Source organism: Mesorhizobium sp. B3-1-6, from assembly GCF_006439555.1.
In the GTDB taxonomy this organism is placed as follows: domain Bacteria; phylum Pseudomonadota; class Alphaproteobacteria; order Rhizobiales; family Rhizobiaceae; genus Mesorhizobium.
Genome location: NZ_VFTM01000007.1, coordinates 56,487 through 69,674 on the forward strand (window position 1 = coordinate 56,487; position 13,188 = coordinate 69,674).

General features: G+C 63.6%; 11 protein-coding genes and 1 tRNA gene. 8 read left to right on the forward strand and 4 right to left on the reverse strand.

Annotation, left to right across the window (positions count from 1 at the left end; translation table 11 throughout):
• Window positions 1–60 precede the first annotated feature (60 nt).
• Window positions 61–2,061: a glycogen debranching protein GlgX gene (gene glgX, locus FJ414_RS08560; RefSeq protein ID WP_140643417.1), complete on the forward strand. Its 2,001-nt coding sequence runs from the start codon at window positions 61–63 to the stop codon at window positions 2,059–2,061.
• Window positions 2,061–3,716 (forward strand): alpha-glucosidase family protein, encoded by a 1,656-nt coding sequence (locus FJ414_RS08565; RefSeq protein WP_140643419.1) that lies wholly within the window; start codon window positions 2,061–2,063, stop codon window positions 3,714–3,716. The genes glgX and FJ414_RS08565 overlap by 1 nt, the downstream gene beginning before the upstream one ends.
• 8 nt (window positions 3,717–3,724) lie before the next feature.
• On the opposite strand, the gene FJ414_RS08570 is transcribed toward FJ414_RS08565, so the two are convergent.
• Entirely contained in the window at window positions 3,725–5,476 is a 1,752-nt protein-coding gene (locus tag FJ414_RS08570; RefSeq protein ID WP_246672343.1) for a pilus assembly protein TadG-related protein, read from the reverse strand.
• A complete protein-coding gene (locus FJ414_RS08575; RefSeq protein WP_226891935.1) occupies window positions 5,476–6,045 on the reverse strand; it encodes a TadE/TadG family type IV pilus assembly protein in 570 nt (189 codons plus the stop codon). Before FJ414_RS08575 ends, FJ414_RS08570 begins: the two co-directional genes overlap by 1 nt.
• Before the next feature lie 170 nt (window positions 6,046–6,215).
• On the opposite strand from FJ414_RS08575, the gene FJ414_RS08580 reads away from it, so the two are divergent.
• The 4 genes from FJ414_RS08580 to FJ414_RS08595 all read left to right on the forward strand — a co-directional run bounded on the left by FJ414_RS08580 (window position 6,216) and on the right by FJ414_RS08595 (window position 11,641).
• The gene (locus FJ414_RS08580) at window positions 6,216–7,808 is read left to right on the forward strand and encodes a peptide ABC transporter substrate-binding protein (RefSeq protein WP_140643423.1); all 1,593 of its coding nucleotides are present in this window, start codon (window positions 6,216–6,218) and stop codon (window positions 7,806–7,808) included.
• 174 nt (window positions 7,809–7,982) lie between these two features.
• Window positions 7,983–8,906, forward strand: a complete 924-nt coding sequence (locus FJ414_RS08585; protein ID WP_140643425.1) for an ABC transporter permease subunit — start codon at window positions 7,983–7,985, stop codon at window positions 8,904–8,906.
• Entirely contained in the window at window positions 8,899–10,023 is a 1,125-nt protein-coding gene (locus tag FJ414_RS08590) for an ABC transporter permease subunit (protein WP_140643427.1), read from the forward strand. Before FJ414_RS08585 ends, FJ414_RS08590 begins: the two co-directional genes overlap by 8 nt.
• A 1-nt stretch (window position 10,024) precedes the next feature.
• Complete coding sequence (locus FJ414_RS08595) at window positions 10,025–11,641, forward strand: ABC transporter ATP-binding protein (protein WP_140643429.1); 1,617 nt, start codon at window positions 10,025–10,027, stop codon at window positions 11,639–11,641.
• Between the two features lie 88 nt (window positions 11,642–11,729).
• Here the strand turns inward: FJ414_RS08595 and FJ414_RS08600 are convergent, their stop codons facing one another.
• The gene (locus tag FJ414_RS08600) at window positions 11,730–12,065 is read right to left on the reverse strand and encodes a hypothetical protein (RefSeq protein WP_140643431.1); all 336 of its coding nucleotides are present in this window, start codon (window positions 12,063–12,065) and stop codon (window positions 11,730–11,732) included.
• A 212-nt stretch (window positions 12,066–12,277) separates the two neighbouring features.
• On the opposite strand from FJ414_RS08600, the gene FJ414_RS08605 reads away from it, so the two are divergent.
• Both FJ414_RS08605 and FJ414_RS08610 read left to right on the forward strand, forming a co-directional pair.
• Window positions 12,278–12,571, forward strand: coding sequence for a type II toxin-antitoxin system ParD family antitoxin (locus tag FJ414_RS08605; protein ID WP_140643434.1), 294 nt, complete (start codon window positions 12,278–12,280; stop codon window positions 12,569–12,571).
• Window positions 12,522–12,941 carry a type II toxin-antitoxin system RelE/ParE family toxin gene (locus FJ414_RS08610; protein ID WP_348639998.1) on the forward strand — a complete coding sequence of 140 codons (420 nt, stop codon included), beginning with the start codon at window positions 12,522–12,524 and terminating at the stop codon, window positions 12,939–12,941. Before FJ414_RS08605 ends, FJ414_RS08610 begins: the two co-directional genes overlap by 50 nt.
• A gap of 59 nt (window positions 12,942–13,000) precedes the next feature.
• Here the strand turns inward: FJ414_RS08610 and FJ414_RS08615 are convergent.
• Window positions 13,001–13,077, reverse strand: a tRNA-Pro gene (locus FJ414_RS08615).
• Window positions 13,078–13,188: the final 111 nt, after the last annotated feature.

The following is a 13,188-nucleotide window of genomic DNA, read 5'->3' on the forward strand; positions in this document are numbered from 1 at the left end:
CGTCTCGGCGCCGCGCGCCGGTCCACCTTCTCCCACAAGGGCAGAAGGGGAGGCGCTCGCATGACCCAGCTTGGCGTCACCATCACCCCCGATGGCATCCGCTTCGCCGTCTGGTCCTCATCGGCGCGGCGTCTCTGGGTCTCGATCTTCGACGACACCGGCGCGCGCGAACTCGACCGGCTGGAGCTCAATCCGGAAGGTGAGGGCGTGCACGCGCTCCTCGTCCCCGGCCTTGGCGAGGGCACGCGTTACGGCTTTCGCGCCGATGGCGACTATGCGCCGGAGCGCGGCCTTTGGTTCGACCCGAACAAGCTTCTCACCGACCCCTACGCCGTCGAGTTGGACCGTCCATACCAATACCATTGGCGGCTCGCAGCCAAGCGCAACGAAAGCGCCGACACCGCCTCGCTGATGCCGAAGGCGATTGCGCGCCCGCTGCCCAAGCCGCAGCCGGCCAAGCCGCCGCTGTTCCAGGCCGGCGGGCTGATCTACGAGCTCAACGTCCGCTCCTTCACCAAGCTGCATCCGGAGGTTCCGGAAGCGCAGCGCGGCACCATCGCGGCGCTCGCCCATCCGGCTGTCGTCGAGCACCTGAAGCGTCTCGGTGTGTCAGCCGTCGAGTTGATGCCGGTCACCGCGTCGATCGATGAGCGGCACCTGCCGCCATTGGGGCTGAGCAACGCCTGGGGCTACAATCCTGTCACCTTCATGGCGCTCGATCCGCGTCTCGCGCCCGGCGGCCTCGAGGAACTGCGCGATACCGTCGCCGCGCTGCGCACAGCCGGCATCGGCACCATCCTCGATCTCGTCTTCAACCACACCGGCGAGAGCGACCGGCTTGGTCCGACGCTGTCGCTGCGCGGACTGGATGCGATAAGCTACTACCGGCATCAGCCGGACGGCAGGCTGGTCAACGACACCGGCACCGGCAACACCGTCGCCTGCGACCGTCCGGTGGTGCGCGAGATGGTGCTCGACACGCTCCGCCACTTCGTTCGCCTCGCCGGGGTCGATGGCTTGCGTTTCGATCTGGCGCCCGTGCTCGGGCGGGTCGACGGCGCCTTCGATCCCGAGGCACCGCTGCTTCAGGCCATCGCCGGCGATCCTGCGCTCGCCGATCGCGTGCTGATCGCCGAGCCCTGGGATATCGGTCCGAACGGTTACCAGCTCGGCAGTTTCCGTCCGCCATATCTGGAATGGAACGACCGCTACCGCGACGATGTCAGGCGCTTCTGGCGCGGCGATACCGGCGCGATCGGCGCTCTGGCCACCCGGCTTGCCGGTTCCTCCGATGTCTTCGGCAGGGACGGCCAACCGGCGAGCCGCAGCGTTAATTTCATCGCCGCGCATGACGGCATGACGCTGACCGACATCGTCGCCTATGAGCGCAAGCATAACGAGGCCAACGGCGAGCAGAATCGCGACGGCCATAACGACAATTTGTCCTGGAACAACGGCGCCGAGGGCGAGACGGACGACGCGGCGATCGCCATGGCCCGCTTCAACGATCAGTGCGCGCTGCTGGCCACGCTGTTTGCCTCGCGCGGCACCATCATGCTGACCGCCGGCGACGAGTTCGGCCGCACGCAGAAAGGCAACAACAACGCCTATGCGCAGGACAATGCCATCACCTGGCTCGACTGGGCTGGCCGCGACCGGGCGCTGGAGCAATATGCATCGTCGCTGGCCACGCTGCGCCGGGCCTTTCCTGCGTTGCCGGATACGCGCTTCCTGAGCGGCGAGCCTGCCGACGGATCGGAAATCCCCGACGTCGCCTGGCTGACCGAGACCGGCGCGCCGCTCGGCGAGGCCGACTGGAACGACCCCGGCCGGCACCGTTTCGTCATGCTGCTCGGCGATGCCGAGGGCGGGCGCCTGGCAGTGGTGATCAACGGCGACCGCCGCCAATGTGTCTTCAGCCTGCCCGCGCGCAACGGATTTGAATGGCGCCCGGCAATCGAGACGCAGCCGGTCGATCTGGCGCGGCCGTTGCCCGGTCGCAGCGTCGGTTTCATGATCGAGCGGCGAGCCGCTAAATCGCGCAGCAGGAAGGGGTCGTGATGGCTGGCGACAATCCAGAGCAAGGCGCCGAATGGTGGCGCGGCTGCGTCATCTACCAAGTCTATCCGCGCTCCTTCCAGGATACGAGCGGCGACGGCAGCGGCGACCTGAAGGGCATCGCCGCGCGGCTCGCCCATATCGCTTCGCTCGGTGTCGACGCGGTCTGGCTGTCGCCCTTCTTCAAGTCGCCGATGGCCGACATGGGCTATGACGTGTCCGATTACCGCGATGTCGATCCGATGTTCGGCACGCTGGAGGATTTCGACGCGCTGGTCGCCGAGGCGCATCGGCTCGGCCTGAAGCTCATCATCGACCAGGTGATCTCGCATTCGTCGGACAAGCACGAATGGTTCGCCGAAAGCCGGGCCAGCCGCGACAATGCCAAGGCGGACTGGTACGTCTGGGCTGACGCCAGGCCGGACGGCAACGCCCCCAACAACTGGCTGTCCGTCTTCGGTGGCCCGTCCTGGGAATGGGACGCCACCCGCCGGCAATATTACATGCACAATTTTCTGGCCGCGCAGCCGGATCTGAACTTCCACAATCCTGACGTTCAGGACGCGCTGCTCGACACCGTGCGCTTCTGGCTGGAGCGCGGCGTCGACGGCTTTCGGCTGGATACGGTCAACTACTATGTCCACGACCGCTGGCTGCGCGACAACCCGCCCTTGGCATCAAGCGTCGCCGGCACCAACGGTTCGACCAGCACCTATGGCTTCCAGGAGCATCTCTTCGACAAGACGCGGCCCGAAAACCTCGACTTCCTGAAACGCTTCCGCGCGCTGCTTGACGAATATCCCGACCGCGCCGCGGTCGGCGAGGTGGGTGACGAGGAGCGTTCCTTGCAGACGCTCGCCGCCTATGTATCCGGCGGCGACAAATTGCAGATGTGCTACACGTTCGACCTGCTCAGCCCGCAATTTTCCGCCGCCCATGTGCGCGGCTGCGTGGAGGCGTTCGAGACGACCGCCCCGGACGGCTGGGTCTGCTGGGCCTTCTCCAACCATGACGTCGTGCGCCACGTCAGCCGCTGGACACGGCCCGGCGAGAGCCCGGACGCGGTGGCGAAGTTCTCGATCGCGCTATTGTCATGCCTGCGCGGATCGATCTGCCTCTATCAGGGTGAGGAACTGGGGCTGGAGGAAGCCGAGCTTGCCTATGAGGATCTGCGCGATCCGGTCGGCATCCGCTTCTGGCCGGGCGTGAAGGGCAGGGACGGCTGCCGCACGCCGATGGTGTGGCAGGCGGAGGCGGACAATGCCGGCTTCTCCACCGGCAAGCCTTGGCTGCCGGTGCCGCAAGCACATCGTGTGCGTGCGGTCGATGTCCAGCATGGCGAAGGCGGTTCCGTGCTGGCGACTTATCGCTCGATCCTTGCCCTGCGCAGGCGCCATCCGGCGCTGATCCAAGGCTCTATCCGTTTCCTCGAGGCCGAAGGCGATGTGCTGGCTTTCATCCGCCAGCACGAAGACGAGAAATTGCTGTGCGTCTTCAACTTCGCCGCGGAGCCGGCGAACTGGTCGCTGCCGGCCGAGATCAGGGATACCGAGATAACGGCTCTTGCCGTTGAGGTCGCCGGCGTTCTTGGCGGTGTTCTCGATGAGGTTGCCCTGGCACTGCCGCCCGTGGGGTGCTTCGTCGGGAGAATTGCCTGAAAGGCGGCTTACTGGACGAGGACCGAGCGTCCGCACGTCGCGCCGGTCACCCGGACGTCGGCCTCGCCGACACGGACGCCAAGCGCCCCAAGAACGTTGTAGACCAAGCTGTCGACCGGCGCGGTCACGCCGTTGAGCAGCGTCGTCACCACCGGCTTCACTGTGCCGAGCACGGCGGTCACGTCGAGGCCTAGCCCCAGCGCATTGACCGAAAGCGACAGGTTGTTGACCAGCGATGTCGTCAGCGACTGCGTCAGGTTCTTCGTCGACACCGTCTTGATCGCCTTGTTGGCGATGTCGGTGGCGTTGTAGGTCAGGGTGGTCGGCGCCATGTTGGTGACCGAAAAGGCCGACGAGCCTGTCACCTGCAGCACCGGGATGAGCAACGGCTTCAGGTCCGCGATATCGGCGTCGGAGAAGGACTGCGGCTTGGTGAAATCCGCGAAGCCGCTTGCGCTGCTGTTGGCAAGATGGGCTGAGACCACGCCCGGCTGCGCGGCGATCGAAACCTTGATGCTGGAGGGACCCGTCGGGCAACTGATATCGGTCAGCTTCGCTTCGGCATAGGCCACTTCGACATTGAGCGGCAGGTGGACGGCGACAAGACTGGCGCCGCCGCCGAGATTGGAATTGCCAAGTGTCACGCTGGCGTTGAGCTTGATGCGAGTCTGCGCCGTGCGCACCACGGTGCCTGCCTCTCCGACCGCGAGCCAGGGCGAGTTCTGCATCGGCTCGCCGATGGCGATGGCAAGCGTCGTCGATGCCAGCCCCGGTATCGTGGCGCCGAGATTGACCGGGACCTGGTTCGTGCCGTTGGCAAGCGCCGCCGCTGCCGTCAGCATGCTGAGCGCGCTGGCGTCGACCGACAGCCCGGCGGGTTTCTGCCCGAGGCCGAGGCTGCCCACCGAGCCCAGGTCGACGAGGCTGCCGAGCGGAATCTTGACCGTATTGGTGGCGCTGGAGGCCATGGTCTGCAGGGCGATCTTGGCTGTGCGGTCCAGCCCCGGCACATTGGCCATGGCGGTGGCGATCTGGCCGATCGTTGCCTTGGAGGCGAGCACGTCGGAATAGCTGACGCCAGTCAGATGCAATTGCGTGGCCAGCGCATCGGTGAACGAGAGAACATCGACATCGGCCGACACCAGTGAATTGTAATCCATCACGCTGAGCGAGATGTTGCCGCCGAGAAGGCCGCCGAGAAGCGCGTTGAGAATGCCGCCATTGAGGCTGGCAAGCCGCGAGCCGACCGAAAAAGCCGCTTGCGGCTGCGCGCTGGCGATAGCGGTCGTGCCAAGAGTGGGCGGCGACATGATCGAGCCGGCGAAATAGAGCGTGCCCTGCTTCTTCAGCGACACCTGCACGGCATTGTAGGGCAGCTTGCCCGCCTCGAACCGGTTGCCGGCGGCAATGGTGCTGACGCCCGTGTAGCGCCCCGGCATGATCTGGACGACCGCCTTGCTGGCGGTTGGCGCCACGGTGGTGCCTTGCTGCTGCACGGCGACCGAGGTGATGCCGTTGTCGCTGAGCGTCGTCAGCACCGCCTGCTCGGCATTGGTGATGTTCGAGGCCGCGGTGATGGCGGCAAGGTCGACGATCGACTGCGCGGCGCGGCGCTCGTTGTAAAGTGAACCTTCGTCGATCGCGAAGGCGGTCAGCGCCAGCGCCACCGGCGTGCATAGCGCCGTCATGACGGCGAAATTCGCATTACGGTCGGCGAGCAGTCTCCGCGTCGCCGCCATCAATCCCCCCTTGATGGGCATCATATGCCTCCGACGCGGATCGTCGATTGACTCTGGATCGTCGTGCCCGGCAGCGGCAGTGTCCGGAACAGGTTCCAGATCGGCAGGTTGCGTGCATCGTAGCTGACCGAGACGACGAACTGGCTGCCGTCGGCGACACTGTCCTGTGCGTTGATGGTCAGCTTGTTGGGATCGACGAAGGGGTACCCCGCGACGTCGTGGGCGATGAAATCGGTGACCAGTGCCTGCCGCTCGGTCTGGTTGAGGCCGGCAATCGCCGTGCGCGCCGCATCGGCGGCGATCTGCTGCACGGAGTGGCTGGCACCGAAATAGATTCCATATGCAACCATGCCGAGCAGAAGCAGGATGAAGATCGGCGCAAGCATGGCGAATTCGATTGCCGACGTCCCCGAGGCGTCCGCCCGGAAACGAGACCAAGAAACAGGGAATTTTCGGTTTTTCAGCATGTTGCGGAGAATGCCAACACCTGCCTGCAAAAACAGAAAACACATCGAACAACCGGCAGGTGTGCCAAGTTGAAGGCAAGCTATAAGCTTTAGGTTTCGCTGTTTTAGCGTGATGACGCTCACTCTGCGTCAAGCAGGCAATGGTTGAAATAAGATTTCGCTCTGTCTAGTCTCCTGCCACCAGCCGCCGGAACGGATCGGCGGCACGCCTGAAACGGGGCCGTTTCAACGGTTCCGGGTGTCAAAACTTAAAAAGGCGCGGCTGAGGGGCCGCGCCGACAGGGAGAAACTTCATGCTGAAAAACATGCTGAAGGCGACGGTGTTCGCCACCACCATGGCTCTGGCCGCCGGCACCTTGTACACGCCGGCCTTCGCCGAGACCGTCTACAACCGCGGCGCCGCCGCCGAGGCGGAGACGGTCGATCCGCACAAGACATCGACAGTCTATGAAGCCGATATCATACGCGACCTGTTCCAGGGCCTCGCCATGCATGACCAGAAGACGAACCTCATTCCGGGCGCCGCCGAAAGTTGGACGGTATCGGATGACGGCACCGTATACACCTTCAAGCTGCGCAAGGACGGCCTCTGGTCGGACGGCACCCCGGTGACAGCGGACGACTTTGTCTATTCGTTCCGTCGACTCGAAGATCCGGCCACCGCTGCGGAATACGCCTCGATGCTCTATCCGGTGAAGGGCGCGGAGGACTTCAACACCAAAAAAGGCAAGGCCGAGGATATGGGCGTGAAGGCGATCGACGCCAACACGCTTGAAGTCACGCTGAAGGCTCCGACACCCTACTTCCTGGAGATGCTGACCCACCAGGCGACCTATCCGGTCAACAAGGCTTCCATCGACAAGCTCGGCGCCGACTGGATCAAGCCGGGCAAGCTGGTCTCCAACGGCGCCTATACGCTGGCGGAGTGGGTTCCCAACGACCATATGAAATTGGTCAAGAACCCGAAGTTCTGGGACGCCGCGAGCGTCAAGCTCGACGTGGTCAACTACATCCCGACCGAGGATCGCTCGTCGGCGATGAAGCGTTTCGAGGCCGGTGAACTCGACAGCTATGGCGACCTGCCAACTGAGCAACTCGCCGATCTCAAGACCAAATTCGGTGACCAGGTCCGTGTCGGGCCATATCTCGGCACTTATTATTACGCGATCAAGACAGACAAGGCGCCGTGGGACAATGTCGAGTTGCGCAACGCAATCTCGATGGCGATCGACCGCGACTTCCTCGCCGAGAAGGTCTGGCAGAACTCGATGCTGCCCGGATATTCGATGGTGCCTCCGGGCATCGAGGGCTACACGCCGGCACTGGCCAAATACGCCGACATGCCGCAGATCGACCGCGAGGACGAGGCCAAGAAGATCCTGGAAAAACTAGGCTATACACCCGAGCATCCGTTGAAGATGGAGATCCGCTACAACACCTCGGAGAACCATAAGAACACGGCGGTCGCCATCCAGGAACAGTTGAAGCCGCTCGGCGTCGAGGTGACTCTGCTCAACACCGACACCAAGACCCACTACGGCTTCCTCGAGCAGAAGGGCAATTACGACGTCGCCCGCGCCGCCTGGATCGCCGACTACAAGGATCCGGAGACCTTCCTCGGCATCTCGCGCAAGGCAAGCGGCAACAACTACTCGAACTACAACAGCCCTGCCTATGAAGCCGCCATGGACAAGGCGGCCGCTGCGGGCGGCAAGCCTGAGGAGCGCATGAAGGACCTCGCCGCAGCCGAGCGCATCCTCGTCGACGATGTCGGCGAGATCCCGCTTCTCTACTACAGCTACCACGACATCGTTTCCTCGAAGCTGCATGGCTTCGACGACAATGTGATGGACATTCATCCGTCCCGCTTCATCTCCAAGGACTGACAAGAAACCTTGGCCGTGCCGCCGCTCTCTTTTTGGGAGCGGCGGCCTCGGTCTGTCATCGTGCCGGGCCGAAAGTCGGATTGGATTTTCGGGCATGCCGGTGCGAAGATCAGAGATGCCAGCGCGCCACGGTCTCGTCTGGAGAGCTGTCGCCCTGGCTGAAGCGGGGCGCCGATGCTGCGTTATGTCTTCCGGCGGCTGTTGACCGCCATCCCCACGCTATTCGTCATCGTGACGGTGGCGTTTTTCCTGATCCGCGTCGCCCCTGGCGGCCCGTTCAACCAGGAGCGGGGCCTGAGCCCCGAGATCAGGGCCAATCTCGAAGCCCAGTTCGGCCTCAACGATCCGCTCTGGCTGCAATATGTTCACTATCTCGGCAATCTTTTGCGCGGCAGTTTCGGCCCGAGCTACAACCTGCCGGATTTCACCGTCACCGAACTCTTCGCCAAGGGCCTGCCGATCTCGATCCAGATCGGCACCTCGGCGCTGGTGCTGGCGCTGCTGCTGGGCTCCATCCTGGGCACCATCGCCGCGCTCAACCAGAACAAAATAGGCGATTATTCGGTGATCGCCTTGGCCACCGCCGGCAGCACCATCCCGACCTTCGTCATTGCGCCGGTGATCCAGCTCGTCTTCGGGCTGTCCTGGAAGCTATTGCCGATCGGCGGCTGGGGGGACGGCGCCTTCATCAACAAGGTCGGCCCGGTGCTGACGCTGGCCTTGCCGCAGATCGCCATCGTCGCCCGCCTGATGCGCGGCTCCATGATCGAGAGCCTGCGTTCGCACCATATCCGCACGGCGCGCGCCCTCGGTCTCTCCGACTGGTCGGTGGTGGTCAAGCACGCGCTGCGCGGCGCCGTGCTGCCGATCGTCTCCTTCAGCGGCCCGGCGGCCGCCGCGCTGTTGACCGGTTCGATCATCGTCGAGACGATCTTCTCCATCCCCGGCGTCGGCCGCTACTTCGTCGATGCAGCCCTCAACCGCGACTATACGCTGGTCATGGGAACCGTGGTGGTGATCGCGCTTTTCACCATCGTCTTCAACCTGATCGTCGACCTGCTCTATGCGGTCGTCGACCCGAGGGTGCGCTATGACTGACCTCGCCGTCGCCGTGCCCGAGCCGATCGTCGGCCGCTCGCTCTGGGGCAATGCCTGGGCTCGGCTCAAGCGCAACCGCGCCGCGATGCTCAGCCTCTATTACCTGGCCTTCATCGCCGTCACCAGCATTTGCGGTCCGTGGGTCGTGCCGCATGAATACACCACCATCTATGGCGACTATGTGCGCATGCCGCCGAGCCTTTCGGCCTATCCGAAACCCGACATGATCCAGGGTGCGCTGGGCGACGCCATCAAGCGCATGCGCGCCGACATCAAGGAATGGCACCAGGACGGCAATCGCATCGTCGTCACCGTCACCTCGACCAAGCCGATCGACGACCGCAACATCCGCTATCTCGACCGCTCCGACGCCTTCGACGACACCAGGATCGAGAACAAGTCGCCCGACGGTCTCGAAGTGACGATGAGCTCGGCCGTGAAGCAGCAATATTTCTTCTTCGGCACCGACAACACCGGCCGCGACCTGCTCTCGCGCACGCTGATGGCCGGGCGTATATCCTTAGCCATCGGCCTGCTCGCCGGCGTCGTCGCCGGCGTCATCGGCGTCATCTATGGCGCCACAGCTGGCTTCGCCGGCGGCAAGGTCGACGAGGTGATGATGCGCATCGTCGACGTGCTCTATTCGCTGCCCTTCATCTTCTTCGTCATCATGCTGGTGGTGTTCTTCGGCCGCAACTTCGTGCTGATGTTTCTGGCGGTGGGTGCTGTGCTGTGGCTCGACATGGCGCGCATCGTGCGCGGCCAGGCGCTGTCGATCCGCAGGCAGGAATATGTCCAGGCGGCGGAAGCCATGGGTGTCGGCCAGCGCGGCATCCTGCTGCGCCACGTCATCCCCAACCTGCTCGGGCCGGTGGTCATCTACATGACGCTGCTGGTGCCGCAGGTGATTATCCTGGAGAGCTTCCTCTCCTTCCTCGGTCTCGGCGTGCAGGAGCCGATGACCAGCTGGGGCGTGCTGATCTCGGTCGGCGCCAAGAACATCGGCTACGCCAACTGGTTGCTGCTGTTCCCGGCCTTCTTCCTCGTCTCGACGCTGTTCGCGCTGAATTTCGTCGGCGACGGCCTGCGCGACGCCCTTGACCCGAAGGACCGTTGACATGGCCACCGAAACGATCCTCAGCGTCAAGGACTTGCGCGTCCGCTTCCAGACCCTCGACGGCACGGTCGAGGCGGTCAAGGGCATCAACATCAAGGTCAATGCCGGCGAGACGGTCGCCGTCGTCGGCGAATCCGGCTCCGGCAAGAGCCAGACGATGATGGCGGCGATGAGCCTGCTTTCCTCCAATGGCGAGGCGACGGGCCATGTCGATTATCGCGGCCGGAACCTTCTGGCCATGTCGAAGAGCGAGCTGAACCAGGTGCGCGGCCGTAAGATCAGCATGATCTTCCAGGAGCCGATGACCTCGCTCGACCCGCTCTACACCATCGGCAACCAGCTGATCGAGCCGATCCGCCGGCATCGCGGGCTTGCCGCCGCGGCCGCACGGGAGGAAGCGCTGAAGCTTTTGCGGCTGGTGCATATTCCCGATCCCGAACGGCGGATGAAATCCTATCCGCACGAGATGTCGGGAGGCCAGCGTCAGCGCGTCATGATCGCCATGGCTCTGGCCAACGATCCCGACATCCTGATCGCCGACGAGCCGACGACGGCGCTCGACGTCACCATCCAGGCGCAGATCCTGACGCTGCTGGCCGAACTGCAGCGCAAGCTTGGCATGGCAATCGTCTTCATCACCCACGATCTGGGCATCGTGCGACGCTTCGCCGATCGCGTCTATGTCATGCGCCAGGGCGAGGTGGTGGAGGAGGGCGCGGCGGAAGCGCTCTTCGCCGACCCGCAGCATGCCTACACCAAGATGCTGCTCGCGGCCGAGCCGACCGGCACCAAGGCGGCGCCGCCCGCCAGTTCGCCGGTACTGCTCGAAGGCCGCAATGTCGAGGTGGTGTTCAAGATCGGCGGCGGCTTCTTCGGCGGCGAGCCGCTGATGCTGCGCGCGGTGGACAGGATTTCGGTCCGGCTGAAGCGCAACCAGACGATCGGCATCGTCGGCGAGTCCGGCTCGGGCAAGTCGACGCTCGGCCGCGCGCTGCTCAGGCTCTTGCCCAGCGACGGCGTCATCCGCTTCGGCGACCGCGATATTTCCGAGGCCGACCGCCAGGCGATGCGGCCGCTCAGGCGCGAATTGCAGCTCGTCTTCCAGGATCCGTTCGGTTCGCTGTCGCCGCGCATGACCGTCGGTCAGATCGTTACCGAAGGCCTTTTGGTGCACGAGCCCTCGCTCACGGGCAAGCAGCGCGACCAGCGCGCCATCGGGGCGCTGCGCGAGGTCGGCCTCGATCCCAACGCGCGCAACCGCTACCCGCACGAATTCTCCGGCGGCCAGCGCCAGCGCATCGCCATTGCCCGCGCCATGATCCTGAAGCCGAAAGTGGTGGTGCTGGACGAGCCGACTTCGGCGCTCGACCGCTCCGTGCAGAAGCAGATCGTCGAGCTGTTGCGCAAGCTGCAGGCCGATCACGAGCTGTCCTATCTCTTCATCAGCCACGACCTCGCGGTGGTGCGTGCCATGGCCGACTACATCATCGTCATGAAGCAGGGAAAGATCGTCGAGGAAGGGCCGACGCAAGAGATCTTCGACAATCCGCGCGAAGCCTATACGCAGACGCTGATGAACGCGGCGATCGATTCGACAAAGTTCCGCATGAGCGCTTGAGGCGGGCGAGCCCAGCCAGGCTAATGCATGTCGCCCAAAAGTGTGTGGCGGCATCGCCTGAATCCGTTCGGCGCGACGCGCTTCAGGTTCACTGCGAGGATGGGCACCTCTGCCTCCGCGTGGCGACGATCGCCTGTTGCTGTTGCTGCAGCCTGTCGATCCGGGCGGTTTCGCGATTGGCCACCACTGTCTTCACGCGCTCGCCGCCGAGCAGCCACGTCGGCACGCTCGTGTTGGCGACCTTGCCGCGGGCTATTGCGGTCCGTGAAATATCGATGGCGGTGTCGCCGACCGCATTATTGAGCTCGGGGCAGTTCATTTTGTCGTATTTCGCCGGGCTGATCGACGCCGTGGTCGATGAACAGCCTGCCGCGAACAGGAGGAACACGAGTGTCGGTGCAATGGCCGTCGGCGTGAACTTCATACTCTCAACCCTGGTTCGCCGTCTTACAGTCCCGCGCATCTCGAAAGCATAGCGGATTGCCATTAGGCCAAACTGAGAAACTGTTGTCGAGCGTTGCCGCGCGATTCTGTTTCGAAGGTCAGGCCATCCTTCGACGGCGCCGACCGCAATAACGATTGGCATAATATGCCATGTCCCTGTATCGTGCCTGTTGAATTGGAGCTGATATCGCGATGCCGACACGCAATGTTGTCCTGACGGAACACCTCGAAGAGGTGATCGACCGACTGGTGAAAACCGGGCGTTATCAGAACGCGAGCGAGGTGTTGCGTGACGGCTTGCGGCTGGTCGAGCAGCGCGAGGCGAGGGAGAAGGCAAAGCTCGCTGCGCTCAGGGAGGCCGCCAACATCGGCTTCCACGACATCGAACAAGGCCGTTTCGAGGATGTTACTGAAGACGGCGTCGAAAAATTTATGGATGGCCTGGGGCAACAGGCAAGCTTACGCGCGAAAAAAACCGGCTTGTAAGGCCATGGTCCTATACCGGCTTTCCGCGGCCGCGAAGGAAGACATCGTTCAAATACTCGCCTACACGGAAGTCAATTTCGGCGAGATTGCGCGTATTCGCTACCAACGGCTGCTGATGGTCGCCCTGCGCGACATTGTCGCCGATCCCCAACGGGCCGGCAGCATCGCCCGCGCGGAGCTGGGCAACAAGATCCGCAGCTACCACCTGCGCCTTAGTCGGGACCGCGCGCGGACCGAACATGGCATTGTGCTACGATCGCGCCATTTCCTGCTCTATCGCATGACGCTCCAGGTCATCGGAATTGGCCGCGTTCTCCACGACGCGATGGAACTACAGCGTCATCTGCCGGAGAGCTACGGCGACGATTGACGCCAGTCCTGATTTCAGGCGGGGAGCAATTTCGGGAAAAGCCAAGTGCTTGTTTTTTCTGGTCGGAGTGGCAGGATTTGAACCTGCGACCCCCTCGTCCCGAACGAGGTGCGCTACCAGACTGCGCTACACTCCGTGACCAGACCGCGGGCTTATAGCTGCCGCTTTCCGATCCTGCAAGCGGCAATGGCAGCACATGTGTCGCATTTCCTTTCTTTCGCGAAGCTTGCCCGAATGGCATAGGATT

Excerpts from the sequence above, each read along its gene's own strand:
- glgX (WP_140643417.1), top strand. The coding sequence starts at position 61 with ATGACCCAGCTTGGCGTCACCATCACCCCCGATGGCATCCGCTTCGCC.
- FJ414_RS08565 (WP_140643419.1), top strand. The coding sequence starts at position 2,061 with ATGGCTGGCGACAATCCAGAGCAAGGCGCCGAATGGTGGCGCGGCTGC.
- FJ414_RS08570 (WP_246672343.1), bottom strand. The coding sequence starts at position 5,476 with ATGCCCATCAAGGGGGGATTGATGGCGGCGACGCGGAGACTGCTCGCC.
- FJ414_RS08580 (WP_140643423.1), top strand. The coding sequence starts at position 6,216 with ATGCTGAAAAACATGCTGAAGGCGACGGTGTTCGCCACCACCATGGCT.
- FJ414_RS08585 (WP_140643425.1), top strand. The coding sequence starts at position 7,983 with ATGCTGCGTTATGTCTTCCGGCGGCTGTTGACCGCCATCCCCACGCTA.
- FJ414_RS08590 (WP_140643427.1), top strand. The coding sequence starts at position 8,899 with ATGACTGACCTCGCCGTCGCCGTGCCCGAGCCGATCGTCGGCCGCTCG.
- FJ414_RS08595 (WP_140643429.1), top strand. The coding sequence starts at position 10,025 with ATGGCCACCGAAACGATCCTCAGCGTCAAGGACTTGCGCGTCCGCTTC.
- FJ414_RS08600 (WP_140643431.1), bottom strand. The coding sequence starts at position 12,065 with ATGAAGTTCACGCCGACGGCCATTGCACCGACACTCGTGTTCCTCCTG.
- FJ414_RS08605 (WP_140643434.1), top strand. The coding sequence starts at position 12,278 with ATGCCGACACGCAATGTTGTCCTGACGGAACACCTCGAAGAGGTGATC.
- FJ414_RS08610 (WP_348639998.1), top strand. The coding sequence starts at position 12,522 with ATGGCCTGGGGCAACAGGCAAGCTTACGCGCGAAAAAAACCGGCTTGT.